This is a genomic window from Sporolactobacillus sp. STSJ-5 (assembly GCF_024385605.1).
Taxonomy (GTDB): domain Bacteria; phylum Bacillota; class Bacilli; order Bacillales; family Sporolactobacillaceae; genus Sporolactobacillus.
Genome location: NZ_JANFOJ010000005.1, coordinates 14,951 through 38,152 on the forward strand (window position 1 = coordinate 14,951; position 23,202 = coordinate 38,152).

At 43.7% G+C, this 23,202-nt stretch carries 25 protein-coding genes, 1 pseudogene and 3 riboswitches; of the genes and pseudogenes, 6 read left to right on the forward strand and 20 right to left on the reverse strand.

Going from position 1 to position 23,202, the window contains the following annotated elements:
* Positions 1 to 30: 30 nt before the first annotated feature.
* Together NOM01_RS06525 and NOM01_RS06530 are read right to left on the reverse strand one after the other, a co-directional pair.
* Positions 31 to 372 (reverse strand): hypothetical protein, encoded by a 342-nt coding sequence (locus NOM01_RS06525; RefSeq protein ID WP_255747469.1) that lies wholly within the window; start codon positions 370 to 372, stop codon positions 31 to 33.
* Between the two features lie 12 nt (positions 373 to 384).
* Positions 385 to 479: riboswitch (SAM riboswitch) on the reverse strand.
* Between the two features lie 94 nt (positions 480 to 573).
* Positions 574 to 676: riboswitch (SAM riboswitch) on the reverse strand.
* A gap of 81 nt (positions 677 to 757) precedes the next feature.
* The gene (locus tag NOM01_RS06530; RefSeq protein ID WP_255747470.1) at positions 758 to 1,042 is read right to left on the reverse strand and encodes a LysR family transcriptional regulator; all 285 of its coding nucleotides are present in this window, start codon (positions 1,040 to 1,042) and stop codon (positions 758 to 760) included.
* 258 nt (positions 1,043 to 1,300) lie between these two features.
* Between NOM01_RS06530 and NOM01_RS06535 the strand changes: the two genes are divergently transcribed.
* From NOM01_RS06535 to NOM01_RS06545, 3 genes are all read left to right on the forward strand, one after another.
* Positions 1,301 to 2,080 carry a hypothetical protein gene (locus tag NOM01_RS06535; RefSeq protein WP_255747472.1) on the forward strand — a complete coding sequence of 260 codons (780 nt, stop codon included), beginning with the start codon at positions 1,301 to 1,303 and terminating at the stop codon, positions 2,078 to 2,080.
* Between the two features lie 177 nt (positions 2,081 to 2,257).
* Entirely contained in the window at positions 2,258 to 3,628 is a 1,371-nt protein-coding gene (locus tag NOM01_RS06540) for a dipeptidase (RefSeq protein ID WP_255747474.1), read from the forward strand.
* A 167-nt stretch (positions 3,629 to 3,795) separates the two neighbouring features.
* Positions 3,796 to 4,662, forward strand: a complete 867-nt coding sequence (locus NOM01_RS06545) for an aldose epimerase family protein (RefSeq protein WP_255747476.1) — start codon at positions 3,796 to 3,798, stop codon at positions 4,660 to 4,662.
* 60 nt (positions 4,663 to 4,722) lie between these two features.
* On the opposite strand, the gene NOM01_RS06550 is transcribed toward NOM01_RS06545, so the two are convergent.
* From NOM01_RS06550 to NOM01_RS06600, 12 genes and pseudogenes are all read right to left on the reverse strand, one after another.
* Complete coding sequence (locus NOM01_RS06550) at positions 4,723 to 5,061, reverse strand: hypothetical protein (protein ID WP_255747478.1); 339 nt, start codon at positions 5,059 to 5,061, stop codon at positions 4,723 to 4,725.
* A gap of 288 nt (positions 5,062 to 5,349) precedes the next feature.
* Positions 5,350 to 5,625, reverse strand: coding sequence for a LysR family transcriptional regulator (locus tag NOM01_RS17215; RefSeq protein ID WP_370645958.1), 276 nt, complete (start codon positions 5,623 to 5,625; stop codon positions 5,350 to 5,352).
* 182 nt (positions 5,626 to 5,807) lie between these two features.
* Positions 5,808 to 6,380 (reverse strand): PilZ domain-containing protein, encoded by a 573-nt coding sequence (locus tag NOM01_RS06555; protein ID WP_255747480.1) that lies wholly within the window; start codon positions 6,378 to 6,380, stop codon positions 5,808 to 5,810.
* A 12-nt stretch (positions 6,381 to 6,392) separates the two neighbouring features.
* Positions 6,393 to 6,986: pseudogene (locus NOM01_RS06560) on the reverse strand (EAL domain-containing protein); the annotation flags it as partial.
* A 197-nt stretch (positions 6,987 to 7,183) separates the two neighbouring features.
* Positions 7,184 to 7,266, reverse strand: a riboswitch (cyclic di-GMP riboswitch).
* Positions 7,267 to 7,476: 210 nt separating this feature from the next.
* Positions 7,477 to 7,716: a carbon storage regulator CsrA gene (csrA, locus tag NOM01_RS06565; RefSeq protein WP_255747482.1), complete on the reverse strand. Its 240-nt coding sequence runs from the start codon at positions 7,714 to 7,716 to the stop codon at positions 7,477 to 7,479.
* Positions 7,717 to 7,718: 2 nt separating this feature from the next.
* On the reverse strand, positions 7,719 to 8,162 hold the full coding sequence (fliW, locus tag NOM01_RS06570) for a flagellar assembly protein FliW (RefSeq protein WP_255747483.1): 444 nt from the start codon (positions 8,160 to 8,162) through the stop codon (positions 7,719 to 7,721).
* A 3-nt stretch (positions 8,163 to 8,165) separates the two neighbouring features.
* Positions 8,166 to 8,759 carry a DUF6470 family protein gene (locus NOM01_RS06575; RefSeq protein WP_255747485.1) on the reverse strand — a complete coding sequence of 198 codons (594 nt, stop codon included), beginning with the start codon at positions 8,757 to 8,759 and terminating at the stop codon, positions 8,166 to 8,168.
* A gap of 24 nt (positions 8,760 to 8,783) precedes the next feature.
* A complete protein-coding gene (flgL, locus tag NOM01_RS06580) occupies positions 8,784 to 9,680 on the reverse strand; it encodes a flagellar hook-associated protein FlgL (protein ID WP_255747487.1) in 897 nt (298 codons plus the stop codon).
* 6 nt (positions 9,681 to 9,686) lie between these two features.
* Positions 9,687 to 11,204, reverse strand: a complete 1,518-nt coding sequence (flgK, locus tag NOM01_RS06585) for a flagellar hook-associated protein FlgK (protein ID WP_255747490.1) — start codon at positions 11,202 to 11,204, stop codon at positions 9,687 to 9,689.
* Positions 11,205 to 11,226: 22 nt separating this feature from the next.
* Entirely contained in the window at positions 11,227 to 11,718 is a 492-nt protein-coding gene (locus NOM01_RS06590; RefSeq protein ID WP_255747492.1) for a flagellar protein FlgN, read from the reverse strand.
* 29 nt (positions 11,719 to 11,747) lie between these two features.
* The gene (gene flgM / locus NOM01_RS06595; RefSeq protein ID WP_255747493.1) at positions 11,748 to 12,014 is read right to left on the reverse strand and encodes a flagellar biosynthesis anti-sigma factor FlgM; all 267 of its coding nucleotides are present in this window, start codon (positions 12,012 to 12,014) and stop codon (positions 11,748 to 11,750) included.
* A 128-nt stretch (positions 12,015 to 12,142) separates the two neighbouring features.
* The gene (locus NOM01_RS06600) at positions 12,143 to 12,529 is read right to left on the reverse strand and encodes a TIGR03826 family flagellar region protein (protein ID WP_255747495.1); all 387 of its coding nucleotides are present in this window, start codon (positions 12,527 to 12,529) and stop codon (positions 12,143 to 12,145) included.
* 267 nt (positions 12,530 to 12,796) lie between these two features.
* Here NOM01_RS06600 and NOM01_RS06605 point away from each other — a divergent pair, with 267 nt between their 5' ends.
* Positions 12,797 to 13,567: a C39 family peptidase gene (locus NOM01_RS06605; protein ID WP_255747496.1), complete on the forward strand. Its 771-nt coding sequence runs from the start codon at positions 12,797 to 12,799 to the stop codon at positions 13,565 to 13,567.
* A 34-nt stretch (positions 13,568 to 13,601) separates the two neighbouring features.
* On the opposite strand, the gene NOM01_RS06610 is transcribed toward NOM01_RS06605, so the two are convergent.
* The 4 genes from NOM01_RS06610 to NOM01_RS06625 all read right to left on the reverse strand — a co-directional run bounded on the left by NOM01_RS06610 (position 13,602) and on the right by NOM01_RS06625 (position 18,232).
* Positions 13,602 to 14,366 carry a ComF family protein gene (locus NOM01_RS06610; protein ID WP_255747497.1) on the reverse strand — a complete coding sequence of 255 codons (765 nt, stop codon included), beginning with the start codon at positions 14,364 to 14,366 and terminating at the stop codon, positions 13,602 to 13,604.
* Positions 14,366 to 15,811: an ATP-dependent helicase ComFA gene (locus tag NOM01_RS06615; RefSeq protein WP_255747499.1), complete on the reverse strand. Its 1,446-nt coding sequence runs from the start codon at positions 15,809 to 15,811 to the stop codon at positions 14,366 to 14,368. The genes NOM01_RS06610 and NOM01_RS06615 overlap by 1 nt, the downstream gene beginning before the upstream one ends.
* 311 nt (positions 15,812 to 16,122) lie before the next feature.
* Positions 16,123 to 16,863 (reverse strand): response regulator, encoded by a 741-nt coding sequence (locus NOM01_RS06620; RefSeq protein WP_255747694.1) that lies wholly within the window; start codon positions 16,861 to 16,863, stop codon positions 16,123 to 16,125.
* A 193-nt stretch (positions 16,864 to 17,056) separates the two neighbouring features.
* On the reverse strand, positions 17,057 to 18,232 hold the full coding sequence (locus tag NOM01_RS06625) for a sensor histidine kinase (protein ID WP_255747501.1): 1,176 nt from the start codon (positions 18,230 to 18,232) through the stop codon (positions 17,057 to 17,059).
* 458 nt (positions 18,233 to 18,690) lie between these two features.
* Here NOM01_RS06625 and NOM01_RS06630 point away from each other — a divergent pair, with 458 nt between their 5' ends.
* Together NOM01_RS06630 and NOM01_RS06635 are read left to right on the forward strand one after the other, a co-directional pair.
* Positions 18,691 to 19,356 carry a YigZ family protein gene (locus tag NOM01_RS06630; RefSeq protein WP_255747502.1) on the forward strand — a complete coding sequence of 222 codons (666 nt, stop codon included), beginning with the start codon at positions 18,691 to 18,693 and terminating at the stop codon, positions 19,354 to 19,356.
* Positions 19,357 to 19,600: 244 nt separating this feature from the next.
* Complete coding sequence (locus NOM01_RS06635) at positions 19,601 to 20,752, forward strand: LCP family protein (RefSeq protein ID WP_255747503.1); 1,152 nt, start codon at positions 19,601 to 19,603, stop codon at positions 20,750 to 20,752.
* A gap of 281 nt (positions 20,753 to 21,033) precedes the next feature.
* Here the strand turns inward: NOM01_RS06635 and NOM01_RS06640 are convergent, their stop codons facing one another.
* The gene (locus tag NOM01_RS06640) at positions 21,034 to 21,846 is read right to left on the reverse strand and encodes a hypothetical protein (protein WP_255747504.1); all 813 of its coding nucleotides are present in this window, start codon (positions 21,844 to 21,846) and stop codon (positions 21,034 to 21,036) included.
* 276 nt (positions 21,847 to 22,122) lie between these two features.
* Positions 22,123 to 23,178: a glycosyltransferase family 4 protein gene (locus NOM01_RS06645; RefSeq protein WP_255747505.1), complete on the reverse strand. Its 1,056-nt coding sequence runs from the start codon at positions 23,176 to 23,178 to the stop codon at positions 22,123 to 22,125.
* Positions 23,179 to 23,202: the final 24 nt, after the last annotated feature.

The window sequence follows — 23,202 nt, forward strand, 5'->3', positions numbered from 1 at the left end:
CTATGAGTTGCTTGCTCGTTCATTCTAATCTTATTTGCATATCCTTTGATTCTGAATACGTTGTCGATCAATTTCTTTGCCAAGTTCAATGCGGCGATGCTTCAGTGCAAAAAGTTCTGCTGTAACCGCATCGGTCAATTGCTGTTCACCTGTGTGCAGTCGACGATACAGATGAAGAATTTGCCGATTAACAAAGGTGAACTGATCCTGTAATTCTTTTTCATCAAGCGTCTCGGAAGAATCGGAAGGCTGCACGCATTCAATGAGTTTCGCTTTAATGTCCGCCTGCCATTCAACATCCTGGATCTGCTTCGCGTAAAGATACAAATCTAAGTAATCATCAATCTGTAAAGCATTTGTCTGTGTTGTCATTTTAAAAACCCCTTCTTATCTTCATTCCGGAATTAGCACGGTACTTTTTTTAAAAGCCCGTTGCTGAGACTTCACAGGGCCGGTCCCTCCGCCTCTCTCGATAAGAATGATCCGGCATCTTTTCATATCATAGCGATATGAAAAGCGGTCATTTTCCTTGAAGATCAAGAAAAATAACCGCTGCTGCCGTTCGCATTATTTTCCTTATCTCTCAGATTCACTCTGCTGGAATTAACACCATGCACATCACTGTGCTGGTTGTCGGGTTTCACAGGGCCAGTCCCTCCACCACTCTAGATAAGAATATTTGATTAAGGATAGTTTAACGTGTATCATGTGCTTTGTCAACATTCAATTAATACTTTTCTTATCGGAATTAAATTTATTAGATTTCCGATGAATCATGCACATTTTCATTAGCCACTCCCAGCTCATGTGCTTTGTTGCACATCTTCACCATCCGCTTCGCAATGGGAACAAGCTTTTCACCTTGTTCGGACAATCGAATGCCACGTCCTTGACGCACAAAGAGGGTTACGTTAAGTTCATGCTCAAGTGCTTGAATACGCGAGGTGATCGACGGTTGAGAAAGAAAAAGTCCTTTGGCCGCACCATGAAAGCTGCGGCATTTTACGACCATTAGAAAGGTATTCAATTGGTCAATCGTCAAGACTGTCTCACTTCCTTTACCACCGTGGATGGGCTCACGAACAACGGTTAACACCCTTATTTCAACGCATTATTTCCAGTGTTGTAACGATTGTACGATTCAAGATATGTTTCGTCAATCATTATTCCGATTATTTTTATGTGTTTTATATTAAATAAACTTTTTCACGTGACAATTCGCGGACAAATGAAACGGGTCCCCGCTGGATACAGTATTACTAAGTAGAAACTCATTTAATCATGAAAAAAGGAGCAAACGATGCAGACAACGAAGCTTACGCATACAATTCTAGACGTAATTTTGAAGATGCCGGGATTGAAGGTCAATCGTGAAGAATTTTTCAGACGGTCATTCCCAAAAGAGGATACAGAACGGCTGATTGAGATCGGACCTGCAGGCTATTTTGGACAAGCTGAACTTGAGAAACGAGCAGCACAGCTGATTCAAAACGCAACGTTGCGAAGCTCGGCAATGTCGTTTGCCGCGGGCATTCCCGGCGGTTTGGCCATTGCGGCAACGATTCCCGCCGATACGACACAATTCTATGCGGTGGTGCTGCGTCTTGCACAGGAACTCGGCTATCTCTACGGACGAGAAGAATTATGGAGCAATCAAGAACTTGCGACGAAAAAGGGCCGTGAAACACTAATTCTTTATCTCGGCGCGATGCTCGGAGTCAGTGGTACGGGTGCGATGCTGCGTGTGCTGTCGTCCAAGCTTTCTGCTCGCGCACTCGAGCGTATCCCGCAGAAAGCACTGGAACAGACAATCTACTATCCGCTGATCCGTAAAGTTGCTACCTTCTTCGGTGCGAAGATAACAAAAGGAACGTTCGCTCGCGGTGTATCGAAAATTGTTCCGGTCTTAGGGGGCGCGGTGGCCGGCGGAATCACCTATGCCACAATGAAACCGATGGCACGTCGTTTGCAGAAGGAACTTGCGGCTGGGTTGACCGACAATCCTGATCTGTTAGAGCATGATTTAATTGAGCTGAAACAAATCGGCAGTGCAGAGCATTCACAGGATCATCGAAAATAATGCCACAGCACAGGTGACTTTGGTCACCTGTTTTTTTACACTTCTCATATCCCCGGGATTTACACTATTATCAGAATAAACTAAACTAATGATAGATTTACTTTTTTTCTTACCTGGTTTTCGCGATAATAGTATGAGCATAAACTGCTCAATTTTGACAGCAGGAGTTGGATCATCATGTCTAGCAAATGGAATGTGTATTTGGATGAAAATCAAGACCGTTTTATCGAGGAATTGTTTGACTTGCTTCGTATTCCGAGTATTTCGGCAGATCCTGCCTATGCGAAGGATGTGCGCGCGGCTGCCAAATGGGTTGGCGAGCGTTTGAAAAAGGCAGGGATTGAGCATGTACAAACATTGGAAACCGGCGGACATCCGGTGGTTTATGGTGACTGGCTGCATGCTGAAGGAAAGCCGACGGTACTGGTTTACGGACATTTCGATGTTCAGCCGGCGGAGCCACTGGAATTATGGGATTCCGATCCGTTTGAACCAATTATTGATGATGGCAAGGTATTTGCCCGTGCTGCTACTGATATGAAGGGGAATCTGCTTTTGCCGATTGTCGCCTGCGAAGCTCTGCTGCAAACAGACGGCGTGCTTCCGGTTAACATTAAATTTTTATTTGAAGGCGAAGAAGAAATCGGCAGCCGTTCGTTCAGTGGTTTCCTTGATGCACACAAAGATCTGCTTGCCTGCGATCTTGTGGTCAGTGCCGACAGCGGTGTCGGCACTGAGGAACAGCCAACCGTCGGAACAGGCGTACGCGGTGTATTTTCGGCACAAATCAACGTGAAGACTGCTGCCATGGACATGCATTCGGGATTCGGCGGCGGTATTGCTCCAAACGCGATCCATGAATTGGTTCGGATTCTTGATTCGATGCGTGATGAGGATGGACGCATTTTGATCGATGGATTTTATGATCAAGTGCGTCCGCTTACGGATGATGAGAAGAAGCAGATCGCCAATTTCGATGCTTTTCCGGATGCAATGCGTGAAAGTGTCGGCTTCAAAGAATTCTATGGCGAACCGGAATTCACGCCAATGGAACGTGGAGTTGCACGTCCTACGTTAGAAGTCAACGGTATATGGGGCGGTTACCAGGGTGCCGGCGGCAAGACAGTCATTCCATGTGAAGCACACGCCAAGATCACCGCGCGGCTCGTGCCGGATCAGGATCCGAAAAAAATTCAAGCGTTGTTTGAGCAGCATATCAAAGCGCACACCTTCCGTTCGGTAGAAGTTACAGTTGAAGACGAGCACGGTACGCCTCCATACCGCGTTCCTGGCAATGATCCTGCGCTAAAAAAACTCGAACACGTATTGGAAGAAATGACGGGTCACCCGGTCAAGCGCCAATGGGCAGGCGGATCGGTTCCGGTGACCAGCCTGTTCAAAGAAGTACTCGGAGCAGAAACGTTGTCGCTTGGCGGTTCGCAGGATGATGAACGTCCACATGCACCGAATGAATTCTACCGTTTAAGCAGTTTCACACGTATTCAAAAAGCATACTGCCTTCTCTTGCAGGAATTGGCTAAAGAATAAAAAAATTATAGGAACAAAGCTGCTGAGTTTGTTGGCCCAGCGGCTTTTTAATTTTTTGTTATTTTTTTCACAAAATTGATGTAAGCGCATTAAAATTTTGATAGAGTAGTGATGTAGGGCGGCAGAGTTTTCCAGTCGTTCATAAAACAATAAATCGAGGGATTGACATGTATCAGGTTAAAGAATTTGATCAACAAGGCTTGCATTTCTTTCGACTAACAGACGGGATTTCTTACATAGATATCTGTCCGGAACGCGGCGGTATGGTGACCGCTTTCCATACGAATGGCGAAGACGTCCTGTTCATGAACGAAGCCACGCTTTTTGACACGAGCAAAAATGTGCGCGGTGGTATTCCGGTTCTCTTCCCGATCGCCGGGCAATTAACCAATAAATCCTATGAATGGGAAGGCGTTGCTTATTCCATGGACAACCACGGACTGGCACGCACCAGAGCTTGGAAAGTCGCAGATCAATCCGCTGATTCCAACCACTCAGCGCTGAAGATCGCTTTCCATAGTTCAGAAGATACGCGTAACTCCTATCCATTCGATTTCGAGGCTGTGCTCACATACACACTGTCGGACGGTGAATTGACGATCAGTCAAACCATCAACAACCTTTCAAGTGAATCCATGCCCGTCTACCCGGGCTATCATCCATATTTTAAAATGACAGATCAACAGCTTCATCTAAAAAGCAAGGCAGTCAGCTATTTGGATTACAATGATCATGAAACCAAGCCATTCAACGGTGAGATCAATATGAAGGGACTAAAAGAGTCTGTCGTACTGCTGAACAGTGGTGACCCGCAACTGGTCTTTGATTTCAACGCGACGAAAAAAATCGTGATCAGCCAGGATCCACGCTATCGCTACACCGTTTTATGGGTTGAAGGCAATCAGCCATTCGTGTGTGTCGAACCATGGACCGCGCTTACCAACACATTAAATGAAAAGAAAGACGATTTGCTCATGGTAACACCTGACGAACCATTGGAACTGAGCATTGCAATCCGACTTAGTGACCGATAAGGTGAAGAATTAAAAAAAGGCCGCTCCATTATGGGGCGGCCTTTTCAATCGGTTGCTCATTTAGCTGATGCGGCGCTTCTGCTCTCTAATTTGGCTAAGCTCCGCTTCCAATTCCAGTCTGCGCTGCTTTAGCGCGTACAGCTCATTGGTTATTCCTTCGGTAAGCTCGACATTGCGTTTACGCAATTGTTGATACAGGCCGAGAATTCTGCGATTGACATAACCGAGCTGGACACGCAAGTCACTTGCTCTCTGGCGATCACGGTCAGCTGTTGCCTTTACAAAAGCTGCCAAACTATTTTTTATTTCCTTTTGCCATTCATGATCCTTGATTTTCGCAGCGAAGAGATACAGGTCCAGATAGTCATCGACTTTGGCGTCATTCGGATGATTCATCACGTGTTGCATCCTCCTTTTTATAACAGCCCACTTGTTTCCATTTTTCATCCTGTTGCATGGCTTATGCAACAATGGATCTTAAATGTGACGATGGACTGTTCATTCCTTCCGAAAAAAGTGTGTTTTGTCCATTTTATTAAAAAAGTCGCTTTTTTGTTACACTTTACAATTGTTTGAAAAATAAGCAGGCGCTTTGCCCCATTATGTCGGGGCACGACACATTGTATTTGTGCATCAATTAATTTTTCTTATTTTAACGTGAACTGCTCAATCTGTCAAAGATTTATTTCATATAGGATGCATCGTGCATATTTTTGCAAGCTCGGCTCTCGCTTCATGACACAGTCGAGTAATGCCTTCTGCGTACGGTAAAAGTATTTTTCCATTCTCATACAAACTAATTGTGCGGTCGGTGTGAATGAACAGAGGCACATTTAATTCCTTTTCGAAGTTTTTAATTCGTGTACGAACAGAAGGTTGGGTTAAAAAGAGTGCACACGAAGCATGACGGAATCCATTATGTCTGACAACTGCGAGGAATGTTTCGATTTGATCAATGGTCAATGGTCATCACTTTCCTTTCTCTCACGCCACAGCGTCTGAATAAAGACCATGGCAGTTGTTCATTGACGCAAACATCATCATTGCACTGATATTTCGGATAATTTAGTTTTTTGATAAAAAGAATCCTCTAAAAATCAATTGGAGGCTTCTCAAATTATTACCAATCCTTTGTCATCCGTAAATCAGCGGCTGATTGCAGAGTTCAAAAGCTTTTTTGACAATTCTTTTTGATTCATATAAGATTGAATTTCCGTCTCTTCCTTGGCACTTGGATTCACAAACTGAATACCATAATTTACTGTTGGACATCCATGTTTTGTTTCCTTTCTCATCACTTCGCCTCTAACATGAATGATCGTGCCATCCTCTTTGGCAAAGGACAGAAATACATGAACCTCTTCCTTAATGGGAAAATCAATTCCGCATTTAATTTTCATTCCGCTTACACTAAGATCAAGCATTTCCACGTCAATTGATTTATTATTCAAACCTTGCAGAGTCTGTTCGCCAAAATCAAGGACACGTACCGTACACTTTTCTCCGTTCAGTTCAATGCGGTAGTGACGGCGGCGTTCTTTTGGTTCCTTTTCACGATCAAATTCGCTTTTTTTGTAAATCTTTTTCCTAAGATCCGTAATGAGCAAGCGATCTCTCTTCAAAATATTGTTGTAGTACATAATGAATGCAAAGAGAACAGCGAGCAGGAAAATACCTTCAATTCCGGCACCAAGAACTATAATTGCGTTTTCTGACATAGGTACATCACCTTATATAGATTGAGAAATAGGCTGCGGCTTACCAATAGCGAAACCCTGTGCATACGAAACGCCAAGCACTTGCGCACAATCAATGTCGCTTTCGGTCTCCAACCCTTCAAAAATCAGCTTTACATCGAACCGATTACAGTAATGAACAAGAAATTCGACGTAGGCCTGTTTCTTATTTGACTTGCTTAAACCAATTGAGAAATAGCGATCTAATTTTATATAATCAGCATCAATTTCGATTGTTCGATTAATGTTGTCAATCCCTTTACCAAAATCGTCGACCGCAATTAAGATTCCCGTTTTTCTCAAAGCTTTCAAAGCTTGTGTAAGTTTGATAAAATCTGTTATCATCTCATGTTCGACGATTTCCAACACAATCTGGCTAGCAGGAATGGAGCACTGATCAATGAGCCGAAGAATAAACGTAGCAAAATTCGGATGAAGAATCGTTGATGGGTAAACATTAATAAACAGTTTTCTGCCTTTTTGAGCAGGTCCGTCCTTGACGAAGGTACACAGTGCCTTTCTTATTGAATGTGCATCAAATTCAAAGAGCTTTTTTTCCTGATTGCCAGTCGGTATGCTCGTTCCGGGTTTAGAAAAACCTTTGAGCGAAAAAGTGCTTCATACCCTTCAATTTCTTTTGTTTGCAGATTGACAATCGGTTGATAATGATGAAAAAAATTTTCTTTCCTGAGATAATAAAAAAGCCACATGATTCACTCGCCCCTTTTTGACTTCAAAACGGCGCACCGAAATAAATGTGGGAGTAGAACGATCATTGCTTCCCTTTCGGTAACCCGGCTGCCATAGCATGAACCGTAGGCCCGTGGCTTTGCGACCCTATTTTTCAATAGGTGTGCCATTTCGATTGAAAATAGTTTTTTTAATGTATGAACATTTTTGCACAGCGGGGATAAAGATTCAAGACCTTTTGACCTTTTTTCACCTTTATATAAAATTTTTCAATCATTAAGGTACATGTAATCGTTATTATGCTGTTTTTCAAATTGAATTTTATCACTTTACATACGATTTTCTCATTAAAGAAATCCAAATAAAAAACACGGTTGCCCGCGTCTGTTTAATGATCCTTCTTCTTCATTGATTTGATTGTGTTCAGGATGTCCTCGGGGAGTTTGCTGGTTGCCGCGGAATTATTTTCTTTGCGAATTGCTTCGTAGATCTCGCCGCGATTCACATCAACTTCGCGTGGTGCCGTGATTCCCAATTTTATTTGATCACCGGATACCGCTACGATTTTCACTTCAATATCATCACCGATACGTATCGACTCGCCAAGCTTTCGGGTCAAGATGAGCATCGTTACACCCTCTTTTCCTGGAGCTGCGCGGTAAGCGGCATTCGAAGAGAGTAATCGGATTGCTCGGGTATATACTGCTTGCCAACTTTTTTATTTACATTAATGATGACCGGTGCATTTAAATTAACCGTGGAATCAGAAAAAGGATTGCGTACGCTGACGATTACCCAAACGGCCACGTCCTCCTGCGAACGAATCTCGAGCTGTTCTACAAAATGGTCGGGCAGATCAATGCTGTAATTCTCAAAATAGTAAAAAGGTGAGGTAACAATGAATGCGACCTCTGCATCGTCTGCCGACTGAAGGATGGAGAAGGTTTCGCCAAATGGCTGAATAATGAACCGATGGTCGTGTGCAAATCCGGGAAGCCCCGACGAGAACGCTATAATATCTGTTTCTTTGATTTCCTGTTCGCCAAAATACTTTGTTTGGATGATCATAACCATTCGTTATCCTTTCTCATCAATAAAAATGCCGACCGCCTGAATATCAAGTGATGGATAGTGCTCCATGGAAATGTTAACCTGTCCTGGCTGATAACTATATTCCGGCGCACTAATGGTCGCTTGAATCATTGGTGCATGAATTTGCCAATTCACCTGCAAAGTTGCGGGTGTCACATCATAAGTGACCGCTTGGGATGCAGGTGTGTTGCCTGTACTGTAACGTGTACCAATGACTGCTGCATTCACATTATCGGCAGCCTGCTTCGCAAACAGATTTCTTCCCCTATTGCGCTCGATATGCAGAAGCTCGTCTCCTTCTTGAGAATGGCGTGCGATTCCATCAAGTACCGCCTGCTTGCCGGCATCTGCCGCCTCGGCAATACGTACTCTTGCCGATTTCAGATCAAGATTATGCCATCCGGCTGACTGATCAATCTGCACATGTGCCGGTTCTCGGTCAATCGTCATGTCCGCTTTTGGCTGTTGTATGGATTGTTCTGCCTTTGGTTGGCGGATCGTTTGCGTCGCATTTTGTGTACTTACTGACACTCTGCCGAAAACTTGTCTCATTTCTACATGCGGAAGAATTTTAGCCATGTCATCGTCCTACCTGCATATTTATTAATTTAAAAAGTCGACAAGGGACGTTTGAATGATTTTCGCACCGACGGAAAGCGATGCATTATAAACGTTTTGCTGTTGATTTAATTTCACAATGGTTTCTGCATAATCTGCATCTTCATTATTGGACATGATTTTCGTTGCAACTGTCTTTTGATCAGCAAGACGATTTTGCACCATATCAATTCGGTTGGTTTTCGCCCCCAGATCCGCCTGGGCACTGGCAACTTCATCCAAATGTGTGTCAATTTCCGTTAAATGTGCGCTGATCTGACTGGCTGTCGCTGTGCCTTCAGTTAAATCCGTTTTCAATTGATTTAAATCTTTAAAAAGCTGATCATTGAAAACCGAGTCCGGACTCACATTAATCGTCATCTGAATACCGTCGTTCACCGCAACATTGAAATCAGGATTTTTCTGTGCCAAATTGTTAATCGTTACTGTTCCATCGGATGCTTGAGTAAGTAATGGGTTTGCGGAATCACTGCCGCTGAAAATATACTGGCCGCCAACCTGTGTATTCCCCAAAGTAACCAGCTGCTGGGTCAGTTGATCCACTTCCACACCTGCAGCCGCACGCTGATCTGCTGTATAAGTATCAGTACTCGCTTCATTTGTCAACTCACGAATACGGTTAAGTACATCATTGACCTGTTGCAGTGCGTCGTCGGAACTGTCCAGCCACTTATAGGCATTCGTAACATTTTTCTGGTATTGCTCTACATGACTGACATCCGTACGGTAAGATATACCCATCGTGGCAACCACCGGATCTTGGGATGCACGCGTGATTTTTTTCCCGGTCGACAATTGATTCTGATAATCGGCCAGTTGGCTGTAGCCACTGGAGATATTTTTCAGTAAACTATTGGACATCATACTTTGTGTTACCCGCATCCAATATCACCCCATTTTATTGATTAATGTATCCAACATTGTATCCAGTGTCGTTACGACTTTTGCAGCTGCAGCATACGAATGTTGAAATTGGATTAAATTTGTGAGTTCTTCGTCAATGGATACCCCGCTGATGGATGATCGTCGATTTGTTGCTGCATCAAGTATCGTTTGCGAACTGCTCGTGAATTGATCCGCTGATTGAGCGTTCACTCCGATTTGACCAACCAAACCTTGCAAATAATTTTTCAGGGTCATTTCTTCACCATCGGGATCAATTGCGAACTTATTGGATGCGATCACATCAGCCATCGCAGTTGCTCCGCTGTTGTCGCCGCTTGGCATACCTGAATTTGCCGATGTAATGTCACTTCCGCTTAACTTGCTGTTTACATGAAGGTTTAATGCTGTCACCGTACCCGCATCATTGTCCGTTCCGCTACCGAGAAAAAAGACGCCTTTCGTGTCTGCTTTATATCCCGCTGTATCCTTATAGGCGTTGTTAAACTCCGTTGCCAACGTATTCGCCATATTGTCCAAACTTTTTAATACACTCGGATAATCGTTAGTGTAGGCATCAATTTGGCCTTGTAGTTTTCCGGAAAAATTAGTCAGTGTGCCTGTGGATACCGGAGTCGTGTCATCCGATTGCATCATGGATATCGTAACTTTTGGGTTCGATGTATCCGTTGTATCGATATCTGCTTTCAGATGATTATTCGTCAGTGCCGCGCCATCGACCAAAGTTGCCTTTGGCTCATAAGAGTTGCCATTTGCATCAACAATTTCAATGGTATACTTTCCTTCGGCGAGCGGTGACGGATTGCCGCCGCTTGGGTCTTTGCTGACTTTTATATTAACCAGCTGAGCGATTTTATCTGTCAATGCGTCTCGCTCATCATATAAGTCATTCGCTAGAAAGCCATTCGCTTCCTGCTTGTTAATTTCCTGATTGAGCGCGTTGATTTGATCAGCATAATTATTAACAAGATCCGTGTTTGCCGTAATTTGCTGATTTAAATTATTTTGAACCTTTCCTAATGACACAGCGATGTAATTGAAGGTATCAGCCAATGCCGCACCATCCTCTAAAACAACCGTTCCTGTCCCGCTTGTCGAGGAATTGTTGGCTAAATCCTGCAAAGACTGCCAAAAGCTGTCTAGCTCAGATGAAATACCAGTATCGGTCGGCTCATTCACGATATCTTCCATTTGGCTGTACGCATCGTTCAGCGCACTCCAATAGCCGTTCTGGTTGGAACTATCCCTGACTTGAAGATCTACAAATTGATCACGGATACGAACAACTGCTTCGTCATTCACTCCGGTCCCCAATTGACCTGCACTTCGATCGGCGTTAATGCCGATACCCGGATAAGAGAGCCATGTTGCCAGATTGACGCGTTGACGCGAATAGCCGTCTGTATTCGAATTCGATATATTATTTCCTGTTGTTTGAATGGCTGACTGTGTGACCTGCAGCGCTCGCTGCATCATGTTTAAGCTGGAAAAAATCGGGATCACCGGTTAGCACCTCCGTCTTAAATTATGTCCGAGAATCAATACGTCCGCTGAAGACGGATGACGGAGATTGTCCGCCTCTTGGATTCTGATAGTTATTCAATGTGCGCGTTTTTGGCTTCAGCAAGCCGATATTCAGCTTAACCCACAGCAAAGAATCACGAAGAAGTTCCTGATTTAACGTATTTGCCTGTTTAAGCGTGTACACGCTCTTTGCCAAATCCAGGTAAAGGTGTTGCCACTTTTCCTGCTCATCCTCAGGAATAATCGCTTGTTCCCATTCTGAAAATGTTGCTTCAGAGCGTGCGCCGCCTAAATCAGATTGAATCGCGGCAATACGTTTCTTCTCAAGCCTGCTCAGTTCATCAACGAATGGAGCTTCTTCCTTCGTGATTGCGCTCACCGTCTGCGCGTCTCCATTCTTAATCGCTTCGCATTTACGATCAGCAAGTTTGCAAAGCGCATCATGCTGACTGATCATTGTTTTGACTATTCGTTCCATGCACTCAGCAGACAAGCTTCTTCACTCCTCGTTACCAAATTCCCTTACTGCCTGTTCCAGAATCCGTACATTTTTTCCGCAATACTTTTTGCCGGAACATGGTAAGTTCCGTTCTCAATTTGCGATTTTAATTGCTCAATTTTATCCTGCCTGGCTTCGTCCAGCTTCTGCGTACCTTGCAAACGTTTCGCCGCACTGGAAATTTCTACTTTATCATTTGTCTTGGATGCAGCCGTTTGCTGTTCGCCGAGCTTCGCTGTCTGATAATTATTCGTGTATGATTGTACCGGTTGGTAACCATTTATTTTCAATGAATTCACCTCATCTCAGAGGAATTTGCCGTATCATTATCATTTTTATTTACATTGTCTCTTTCTCTGTCTGTTCATACTTTATATCGGCAATACAGAGAAATTCTTTAACTTCTATTCCTTTCCCTTCACGTATGATAGGTCTTGCCTTTGAAATTGGTCTGCGAATCATCAATATGTTCCTGCTGCATATCGCGTTCCAGCTTTTTCCGGCAATGCTCGCATAAGGTACCGTTTTGTATCGTTCGCCCGCATGATCGGCATGGATAGCCAAGGTTGGGAAAAACAGCCGTTTTTAGTCTGCCCTCACGAATCCATTGATAAATCCAATCAAGATCAACATCTGTTGCTTCATGAACTTGTGTCACCGTGGACATTCTGTTTTCTTGTTTGCGTATATAGCTGTAGACTGTGTCAAACTGCTTTTCCTGTTCATTTAAGCAGTCCCGACAATAGGGTGAAGATACGCGTACAAAAAGTTTTCCGCATCCTTTACAATTTTCGAGTTCCGGCAATTCAATTCCTCCTTGCATAACAACTAAGAGCCGTAAGAACGCTGCTTGTTTCGTCTGCTCTTATTATCGGCATGAAGTCGGTAAATTTTAGCGGAACTGTTACAAATTAAGCCGAAAAAGCTACGGATATGGTGGTACACTAACAAAGCACTGCCATTACCTCATGCTATAAGACAATGCAAAAATGCGTTCACAAATCAAATAAGCTAAATGCAGCACAACCGATACGATGCGGCAAACAATCTTGAATCGAAAGGAGATCGCATATTGCGCTTTAAAAAGCATTGGTTAAGCTGGTTTCTTGCTTTTGACATCGTGCTTGCAGCACTGCTCTTTGTGCTTTATTCACCTGGAAACCGATCAATCGGGAAAAGGTGGATATCCGATGTTTCCTATGAAGCAGAACAGATTAAAAACGAGACAACCGGACAACCGAGGAAACATTCCGTTCGCATCGATGCCCCATTTATTCTTCAAAAACCGGAATTGCCACGGGGCTGTGAGGTTACTTCATTGGCGATGCTGCTGCAGAAAGCAGGCATCCAAGTAGGAAAAATGGAACTGGCTCATGAAATCAAACGTGTGCCCTATTATCAAAATCAGCAATTCGGAGATCCGGACGTGGGCTTTGTCGGCAGCATGGAAGATGCCACAAAACGAGGATACGGCGTGTATCATGAACCGCTCGCACTACTTGGACGCCGTTACCTTCCCAGCCGTATTATTGACTTAAGCGGCAAATCATTCGACTCAGTACTTTCACAATTAAATGATGGTATTCCAGTAGTCGTAATCACGAATGTAACCTTTAAGCCGCTCTCGAAGAATTATTTTCACTATTGGCGCACAAGTGGGGGTACAGCTAAAGTAACAAATCAGGAACATGCAGTGCTGGTTACGGGCTACGATCAGAATAAAATTATTATTAATGATCCGCTCAGAAAAAAAGATACGATTGCGAACCGCGCATCATTCATAAAGGCTTGGGAACAAATGGGCAGTCAGGCAATCAGCTATCGAAAATCATCTCTATACTGAACCATACTTCGCAGTGCTTCGATGCGAAGTTTTTTTATCCGTGGATCAGTGCAAGAGAATCCACTCTCAATGGATTCCCCTTTGTCAGTGCGTGGGCAGCCAAGCGCATCGTTGCTCCGGTCGTGTAGATGTCGTCAATCAACAAAACCTTTTTCCCCAAGATAAATGATACATACTCATTTTCCAGATGAAAAGGTGTCTCACGCATCAACAATCGTTCGCTGCGCGTTTTCTTACTTTGTTTTGGTTCATGTTTTACCCGAGTGAGTGCGTTTAGGATCGGCATATCAAGTGTCTCGGCCAGCACTTCTGCCTGATTAAATCCCCGCTCCGCAAGCCGTTTCATGCTGAGCGGTATGGGCACAAGAACGTACTCTTCATCATGTGGACGAAATAAACTGAAGGAATTCTTCAATCGTTGTTCCTTCTTTATCCTCCGAAAGATTTTCTTCATTTCATCTGCAAACCCATCTGCTAATACTGAATCCCCGCGAAACTTGAATTGATTCAAAATATCTTTGATGAATGCATTGTAGTGATAAGCTGCATAATTTTTTTCGTATAAACCGTTTCTGCCGCTCTTTTTCCATTGCGTGCAGTCATAACAGATATGTTCATGCACCAATTTCGGATCAAGTATCGAAAGATCTCTGCCGCATAATTGGCAGCTGTTTTGAACAGCAATTGGTGCCAGTTGTTCTCTGCACGAACGACAAAACCCGGTTTTGTCCTCTGCTAAAAGCAGTGTGCGAAAAGTCAACACCTCAGGCTGATCCGCACCGCAAAACAGACAGCGCATCAATGAAAGCCCCCGATCTGATTCATATGCTCAATTTGTTTGCGTGCGCGAATCATCGCCAGTGTCTTGCCATTATGAAAAAAAAGAACATCACCGGTTGGAGATTCAGCCGATCTTCCGACACGTCCCGAAATCTGAACAAGCGCGCGGTCATCAAATACAGGATCATCAGCTCCAACCACGCAAACCTCGACACCCGGAACAGTCACGCCGCGCTCAAGAATAGTTGTCGTAACCAAAATATTGATTTTTCCTTCGCGAAAATCGCTGACCTTGTTATGGCGATGCGGATCTTCAGCATGAACACCTGCTGTCCTTTCAAAACCGCATCGCTGCAAAAGCTCTGTTAAATCGCGAGCTAACGTAACAGAGGGAACGAACACAAATACTTGTCGTTTTTGATTTGTTTTTTCGCTCAACCATTCGCAAAGCAATGACGGCATCTGCCCTTTGCGAATCATCTGCATCCAGTTGCCGATCCATTGAAAGCGCGGCTCGGGCAGCGGATGCCCGTGATAGCGTCTAGCGAGCATGACACCTCGCAATTTTCCTGATGCGTAATCATTCGTCAAATCGGCAGGCGGTGTTGCTGATAAATAGGCGATCGGAGCACCCGGCTTAGCTGCCTTTCGAACGGCGAATTCCAGCATCGGATCAAAATGATAAGGAAATGCATCGACTTCATCGATAAAGATGCAATCAAAGCAATTAGAATAACGGATCAATTGATGGGCAGTCGACACAACGAGCGGTGCATTCGGGTTTGATTCTTGGCTACCTGCGTAGAGCCCGCTGATCGGAACATCCGGGAAAGCCGCACGCATTCGCGGCAGAAGCTCACGGACGACGTCAGTTCTCGGCGTTGCCAGCACAACACGCCGGCCATTCATCAACTGATGTTCAATGGCCGGATAAATCATTTCCGTCTTGCCGGACCCGGCGACAGCCCAGACAAGAAATGATTTGCCAATCTGAAGTGTCTGATTCAGTGCTTCGGCAGCCATACTCTGTTCATCAGACAATGTACCGTTCCACGCACATAGGTGGGTATTCTGATGAATAAACCGATGATTTAATGCAGGTTCAGGACCGCACCAAGTCACCAGTTTAGTACATGACCGCACGATTCCCATCGTCAAACAGTGACGGCAGTAGACGCACTTTTTCTGACAGCGGCCGCACGTGCACGTTGCAAACGTTTCTTGATCACGATTGCCGCAACGAGCGCACAACCATTTTTTTCGGCCGGTCAGCAAATCAAAGATACTTTCATTAAGCGGTACAATCCCCGGACGGACAGTAACATGGCCGCTCTTCACATAGTCTTTAATCACTTTTTCAGGAAATGGGAGTTCTTCAGCACGAAACTCTCTACCGTGCAATGCATGCTGAACATCGGAATAATCATTCAGGAGCAAACCTTTACTGCGGGAAAGCAAGAGCATAGACAAACCTTCTTTCGGAGAGTAAATGAGGGATGACAAATGACCGAGTGACGAAGCAGCTAAAATCAGATGTTTTGTTAGTGGAAAAAAATAAATTTGAAATGCATAGTGGAAAAGATGCTGTGTTGATGAGGTACTTTGGGTACAGATAGAATGAAAGGCGGCAGTAAATCTTATTTGGAAAATTAAATCGCTAGATTACTATTTCGACAGCAGCTGCCCATATATCCTTCAAGATCATAAAATTTTTTAAACACCTACATCGCCTTTATTAAAAAAACGAGAACCGCGAACGGCTCTCGTTTTTCTTCTTAATATATTTTTACCCAACCGTTCTTAATCGCTTCGACAACGGCCTGCGTACGATCCTCTACACTCATCTTTTGAAGAATGTTGCTTACGTGATTCTTCACCGTTTTTTCACTGATGTAGAGATGTTCACCGATCGCTCGGTTACTCTTGCCGTCTGCCATCAGCTGCAATACCTCGCATTCACGATGAGTCAAGATATGTAGCGGCGGCCGGTATTCAAGATCGCGGAAGCCGGAAAGCTCTGTGGAATAGCCCTGAGTTGCGAGCCTTCTGAATTCGTTAACAAGGTTATGGGTTACCTTCGGATGAATGTAAGCACCGCCTTGTGCAACAATCCGAACGGCCTCAATCATCGAATCTGCATCCATTTCCTTCAGTAAATAGCCAAGTGCACCGGATTTCAACACATGGGTAACATAGCTTTCATCATCATGAATCGAAAGAATGATGACTTTAAGACCAGGATGATTTTTAATCAGCTGTCTCGTTGCTTCAACACCATTCAATTTCGGCATATTAATATCCATCAACACAACATCGGGATCCGATTCCTCAATCAGTTTTTCAGCGGTACTGCCGTCATCACCTTCGGCTACCACTTCAAAATCGCTTTCCATATCCAAAATTCTTTTGACGCCTTCACGAAAAAGGCGGTGATCGTCAATCAAAGCAATCGTTGTCACTTTCGGTCGCACATTTGTCACGATTATTTCTGTTGCTAAGCAAACGATTTCATTCATGCTCATCTTTAGGTGCATGTCTCTCGTTATAATAAAGGCTGCCAGATAATAAGAAAAAATGCTAGATTCACAACCCTAAAGAGAACAGTCGTTATTCGCATATCCCGTGCCGCAACAGTTTTTCACCTCTCTTTTTTCACTGTAGCCATGCGGATAGGGTTTGGGACTCGCCCTATCCGCCACTTCTGCTGTGTTACTCGCTAAGCATGTCTTCCTGCTGAATCGGTATGTTGATGAGCACTTTGGTTCCCTGCCCGATTTCTGAGTGAATAATCAATTCACCATCCAATAATTCGGCGCGTTCCTTCATGCCGATCAGCCCGTAACTTCCTTCTTTCTTCACTGACTGATCAAATCCTGTGCCATTATCCGTAATTAGAATGAGTACTTTATTTTCTCTATATTCAATTCTAATACTGATGTGCGATGGATCCGCATGAATACAGGCATTCTGAACCGCTTCCTGAATTAACCTGAATAAAGCGGCTTCAATTCTAGATTGCAGTCTTTTCTCCTTCCCCATACGATCAAAATGGATACTTAGAGAAGGATAATCGCTGTTCACTCGGTGAAGGTATTTCTGCAGTGTCGGCACAAGCCCAAGGTCGTCAAGGCTCATTGGACGAAGATCATAAATGATCCTACGAACCTCGGCCAAGGCGCCTTGTACCATGACCCTGTACTTTTGCAATTCCTCGTGCGATGCCGCCATTCCTTCTTTTTGCCCGACACGTTCGACCACATCGAGACCAAGCAGCACCTGTGCAAGTGTCTGGGCGGGTCCGTCATGAATTTCACGAGAAAGTCTTTTTCTTTCTTCTTCTAGTGCTTCAATGACTTTCAGCCCAAATGCGCGCTGCTCCCTTGCGCTGGCGATGACGTCGCCCACTTGCTTCAGATCGCTCGTCAAGTAATTCAATACAACCGTAACTTGCCCGACCAAGCTTTCCGCTTTGTGAATGGTCGCCTTTAATTGAATCAAGCGTCGTTCAAGCTCGTCACGTCTTTTCTTCATCTGCCGTTCCATCTCACGAACAATTGACAGATCGTTTTGAATGGAATTCGCCGTTTCATAGGCGTGGCGGATGTCTTCCTCCCCGTACTGATTAAAAGCTCTGCTGATCTCAGCTAAATGGCCTCTCGATTTTCGTGCTTCAATCTCGAGTGTGTCGCTTCGATCAATGATTCCTCTTAACTCTTGCTTTACAAGTTGGAGTTCTTTAACCAGCGCGTCATGCTCTTTTCGCGATTCCTCGCCGATCTCGAAAATCTGAGATTTGCTGTCGCTCACATTATCAATCATGCTATTGATAATTTTATCAAGATGCTTGACATCAAGCTCTGTCTTGATTGGTCTGCTGGTTGACATAATTTCCCTCCATAACAAATGTAGCCGAACCACTACGAACGTGCTAGCCACCTTGTACCTATCTGCATATAGGTATTATGCACTAATTCACGACTCAATCTTCTTTGTCCCATATAATTAATTTCATAATATAGGAAACAGTAAAGCACAATCAATCAATTTCATATATAATTTCTTTTAAAAGTGTCTATACCCATTCTTTCTTACTGATAAACAAATGACAAGTGCAAATATTACCATATCTCTATGTACCTTTTCTCGATTTTCATGGCATTTCTTTAATGACGGACGCAACCGTGTCGTTGTTTGTCGAATGTAAAAGTGTATCATTATATGCTCCTGGTTCACTTTGATTGAGTGAATGACATAGTCCGTCTCCTTAACCAGCAGCAAAATCCTAAACAGATGAAAAGACAGCTACGGCATCGATTCAAAGGATTAAATGAAAGGAGCCGAAAATGACATTAACAGCTTATGTTACAGTCGGGAAAGCTGCTCTGATTGAAACTGAGATCAAGCGTTCTCGATTTATTTGTGCCGTTCATCCGGTAGAAAGCGAGACCGATGCGGAACAATTGATTCAAAACGTGCGCAAGGAACATTGGAAAGCCAATCATAATTGTTTTGCTTATATCATAGGAAAGAAGCAAGAAATTCAAAAGGCAAGCGACGACGGTGAACCGAGCGGAACTGCAGGTGTTCCGATTCTTGATGTATTAAAGCGACGCGGCATTTGTAATGTGCTGGTTGTGGTCACTCGTTATTTCGGTGGCATTAAACTCGGTGCTGGCGGATTAATCCGGGCATATGCCCATGCAACAAGTGCCGGGCTCAATGCTGCGGAGGTTGTAAAACAGGTCCCTTCCTATCAGTGGATTGTGACTGTTGATTATCACTTGAGCGGCACATTGGAAAATAAATTGCGCGAATCCGCATACATCATTAAGAATATACGCTATAGTGACAAGGTCAGTTTCGATTTGTACACAAATCAGGATGACGGTCCAGCATTTTTGAATTGGGTGACCGATTTGACAAACGGCCAGGCAGAAACCGATAAATCACATGAATTGTACTTACAGGAGAAACTTCCAAACCCAGGTGAGCTTTCAAATAATGATTAAGTTCTGCTTCATCCTGTTGTTAGCGAACAGAAAACAGGCATTCAGCCTTCTTTAGTTCCGATTTGCGAATTTTGCCGAAAAAACGCGGATTTAACATTGATGGAACAGAAAGACTTAGGTAAAATAAAGCTATTGTAAAAAAACATGACAATTGGCCTATACAATGAGAATTGCGTAGAAAAAAATGAACGAAACGTGCACCTATCTGTGAAAGACTGAAAACCTGAAGGAGAATACGTCGAAGATGGCATTGAGCAGATCAGAAAACTACAAGAAGAAAAAACATGGAAAACGCAAAACAATAATTATAATCATATCAGCTGTTCTTCTCATTCTAGTCGGAAGCGGCGTAGCATATGGCTATTACTTAACGAAAAAACTTGAAAATGTAACAAGCCATGCACAAAATAAACTTACACGAGGCAATAAATCTGATCTTCGCGCAGAAAAAGTTGACCCCGTAAAGGATGATTTTTCCATATTATTTATGGGAATTGATAAACGAAAGAATGAGCCAAGCCGCTCCGATGCCCTTGTTTTAGCCACCTTCAATCACTCAACGAATGAGGTGCATATGGTGAGCATTCCGCGTGATTCGAAAGTTCAGATCATAGATCCGACGCACACGCGCGATTACGGCATTTCTAAAATTACACATGCACATGCTTATGGCGACGCCAATAACAACCAAGGCGCGGATTACACGATTGCTACCGTTGAGAATTTATTCCAGGTTCCGGTTGACTATTATGTCCAAGTGGACTTCGCTGCGTTCGTTAAGATCATTAATGCCCTTGGCGGTGTTGAAATGAATGTCCCAGTCGCGCTTCGCACACAGAACAGCGAAGATAAAACCGGTAAAGACGCCATTGTCCTGAAGCCCGGAAAACAGCTGCTTAACGGTGAACAGGCTCTGTCTCTCGTTCGTAACCGCAAGTCGCCGGGGGCAGGAGGAGACTTCGGCCGCGGCAGACGTCAGATGGCGATGATTGAAGCAATCGTGAAGAAAAGTGCAAAGCTTTCTTCTGTAACTAAATACAGTAAAGTCATTGATTCACTCGATAAGAATTTTGAAACAAACTTGACGTTCGGACAATTGCTCAGCCTACGTCAATATGCGGGCTCTCTTTCTGAAATCAAATCACTTCAGCTGAAGGGTACAGACGATATGAGCTCCGGAGTATACTATTTTGCCTTAGATGATGACTATTTAAATAAAGTTCGCTCTGATCTTAAACAGCAATTAAATTATGAATCAACAGCGGAAAGCAGCGACAGCAGCAGTGATTCCGGAAGCAGCGGATCAGCAACGTCCGGTACATCAAGCAGCAGTGGTGCCTCCGATAGCTCCGGATTGGTCGATGAATCATCCGATGGTACGAGCAGTAATCAATAATAAAATAAAGACCACTTATTAAAGAGGCTGTCATAGTCAAGAAGTTGACTATGACAGCCTCTTTAAATTGAATGATGCATAGTTCCAATTTCTACCCTACCACTTTCCTTAGACTCATTTATTGGGCTCATTTTGACACATTCTCGAACTGCCCTGTCCCTTTGGAGCACTACATTCAAAATTAATGATCCATCTTTTAATTCTGAAACTTGACTATTTATGAAGCAACTTCATTTTTATTTGATCATTGATGAGTAACATGTAATGACGCATTAGAGTGATCAATTATCAATAATGCCTTCATTGCTTTCAACTTCACTGTAAGAAATAACGTAACGGCTACTGACCCAACCTGAAGGTACTTGGATATATTGAGATTTTTTATTAATCCGAACTCCTGACGGAGTAAGAAATGGAAAATTTGGAGGTGCTGGGCTATTTTGAGGTTCAAGGTAGTAGTAAATATCTTGTTCACGAGTCCGTTTTACAGCCTTAATGACTTTAAATTTAGCCAGACTTGGAATGGTCCAGTTTACTTTACCTAATCTCTTAGTCTTGTATTGCGTGTAGGGAGGATAATTCCAAACAGTACCTGGAATGACAACCCCGACGTAATCCTTAAAGTTAGCAGGAATTGTTGTGGCTTGGGTAGTCGCTGCTCTTTTAACTCCGCCAGCAAATGAACCGACTTTTTTGCCCCCATAGACGTACCCCCGATATTTACCATTCATCGTCACGACACGATAATAAACGGAACCGGTGTGGGTTACCTTATAACCGTAGGCACGGAAATAATAAGTTGAACCCTTATAAGCCGGGTTCTTCCGACGAAACTCGTGATAGTCAGCATCTGCAAGAGTATAAGAAGCAAATTTTTCCATTTGGTTCTTGGAAGCCACTAGTTTAGCCCCTTTTACCGTGCCGGGTTTCGTATAAAGGGCGTATTTACCTGTAGCAACCACGTTACGAGTGGATTCGGCAGTCTTTAAAGGCGTGTAACCCACTTTAATTGTTGCTGTATTGCATGATGTTATAGTCAATAAGCTCGCTACGGCAAGGACTGAAACCATGAATAATTTGATCCATTTGTTCATATCTATATCCTCTTCGTCTAATAAGTTTTGAACCTAATCTAACTCCCGGTTCAGCTCGGGGACTGTGCGATATTCTCTTATTTTGACTCATTATAACGCATGAACCAAACTTCTTTGCGGTTTTCCGTTGTTTTCAGTTATTTCTCGCAAACCCTATTTTACAGAGAAGACTCAGCAATGAGTCCTTTAATTTTCTAAGTGTTGCACTTAAAAATACAAGCTTTTAAAAAAATGGAGCGGCTCATATGAACCGCTCCATTTTTTAATCTATTTTTCTTATTTTACTTTAGCCATGCTGAGCAGACGCTTATATGTGTTCAACAGCGGCTTGTAATTCGCACTCACGAGGCCAACACCTTCAACAACCAGCTCAATCACGAGCATGACACTGACGATTATAAGCAACGAACCGAGCAAAGTTGATGTCGAGAACAGGATTGCCGCTAAAGCAAACATCGCGCTCATCCCGTAAATAAGAACCACAGTCTGGCTTTGGGTAAACCCGTAGCGAAGCAGACAGTGATGAAGGTGTGACTTGTCCGGTGCTGTTAACGGCTTTCTATTTACCAATCGACGGATGATTGCGAATAACGTATCGGAAATCGGAACCGCTAAGAGAATGATTGGTACAACGAGTGAAAACAAAGTCACATTTTTAAATCCGAGCAACGCAAGAACGGAAATAATATATCCAAGAAAATAGCTGCCGGTGTCTCCCATGAAAATCTTCGCCGGATGAAAATTATAAGGCAAGAAGCCCAGCGTACTTCCAAGCAGGATCGCGCTCACCGTAAAAACGAAAAAGTTTCCTTCTGTCAGTGATAGTCCGGCGATCGTTAAAAGCACAATGCTCGATACGCCGACAGCCAAACCATCAAGACCGTCAATTAGGTTGATCGCGTTCGTAATGCCCATGATCCATAGCAAGGTCAGTGGAATACTGAGCCAGTACAAATGCAGCACGCCGTTAAACGGAAGATTAATAAATGTGACACTGATCCCGCTGTTGACAATTACTAAAGCAGCAAAAAAGTGGGCCACAATCTTTACCTTTGGCGACAGCGAATACATGTCATCAAGTACGCCTGTAATAATGATAATCACACTGCCGATAATCAGCGGCAATGTAAAACTGCTGTCCGGCCACATGATCAGCATACCGATAATAAAAGCTAAATAAATAGCCAAGCCGCCCATTCGCGGCATTATTTTTTTGTGTACTTTGCGGGCGTTCGGAAGATCGGTCGCGCCAATGCGAATCGCCAGTTTCCTAACAAGAGGTGTTACAGCAACCGCAGCAAGAAAACAAATCAAGAACGTCACATAGACCATCGTTTCAGCCCCGCCCTTATCAAT

Coding starts and splice junctions, on each gene's coding strand:
- NOM01_RS06525 (WP_255747469.1), bottom strand. CDS start 372: ATGACAACACAGACAAATGCTTTACAGATTGATGATTACTTAGATTTG.
- NOM01_RS06535 (WP_255747472.1), top strand. CDS start 1,301: ATGCAGACAACGAAGCTTACGCATACAATTCTAGACGTAATTTTGAAG.
- NOM01_RS06540 (WP_255747474.1), top strand. CDS start 2,258: ATGTCTAGCAAATGGAATGTGTATTTGGATGAAAATCAAGACCGTTTT.
- NOM01_RS06545 (WP_255747476.1), top strand. CDS start 3,796: ATGTATCAGGTTAAAGAATTTGATCAACAAGGCTTGCATTTCTTTCGA.
- NOM01_RS06555 (WP_255747480.1), bottom strand. CDS start 6,380: ATGTCAGAAAACGCAATTATAGTTCTTGGTGCCGGAATTGAAGGTATT.
- csrA (WP_255747482.1), bottom strand. CDS start 7,716: ATGCTCATCTTGACCCGAAAGCTTGGCGAGTCGATACGTATCGGTGAT.
- fliW (WP_255747483.1), bottom strand. CDS start 8,162: ATGGTTATGATCATCCAAACAAAGTATTTTGGCGAACAGGAAATCAAA.
- NOM01_RS06575 (WP_255747485.1), bottom strand. CDS start 8,759: ATGGCTAAAATTCTTCCGCATGTAGAAATGAGACAAGTTTTCGGCAGA.
- flgL (WP_255747487.1), bottom strand. CDS start 9,680: ATGCGGGTAACACAAAGTATGATGTCCAATAGTTTACTGAAAAATATC.
- NOM01_RS06610 (WP_255747497.1), bottom strand. CDS start 14,366: ATGCGCTGTCTGTTTTGCGGTGCGGATCAGCCTGAGGTGTTGACTTTT.
- NOM01_RS06615 (WP_255747499.1), bottom strand. CDS start 15,811: ATGCTCTTGCTTTCCCGCAGTAAAGGTTTGCTCCTGAATGATTATTCC.
- NOM01_RS06620 (WP_255747694.1), bottom strand. CDS start 16,863: ATGAATGAAATCGTTTGCTTAGCAACAGAAATAATCGTGACAAATGTG.
- NOM01_RS06625 (WP_255747501.1), bottom strand. CDS start 18,232: ATGTCAACCAGCAGACCAATCAAGACAGAGCTTGATGTCAAGCATCTT.
- NOM01_RS06630 (WP_255747502.1), top strand. CDS start 18,691: ATGACATTAACAGCTTATGTTACAGTCGGGAAAGCTGCTCTGATTGAA.
- NOM01_RS06635 (WP_255747503.1), top strand. CDS start 19,601: ATGGCATTGAGCAGATCAGAAAACTACAAGAAGAAAAAACATGGAAAA.
- NOM01_RS06640 (WP_255747504.1), bottom strand. CDS start 21,846: ATGAACAAATGGATCAAATTATTCATGGTTTCAGTCCTTGCCGTAGCG.
- NOM01_RS06645 (WP_255747505.1), bottom strand. CDS start 23,178: ATGGTCTATGTGACGTTCTTGATTTGTTTTCTTGCTGCGGTTGCTGTA.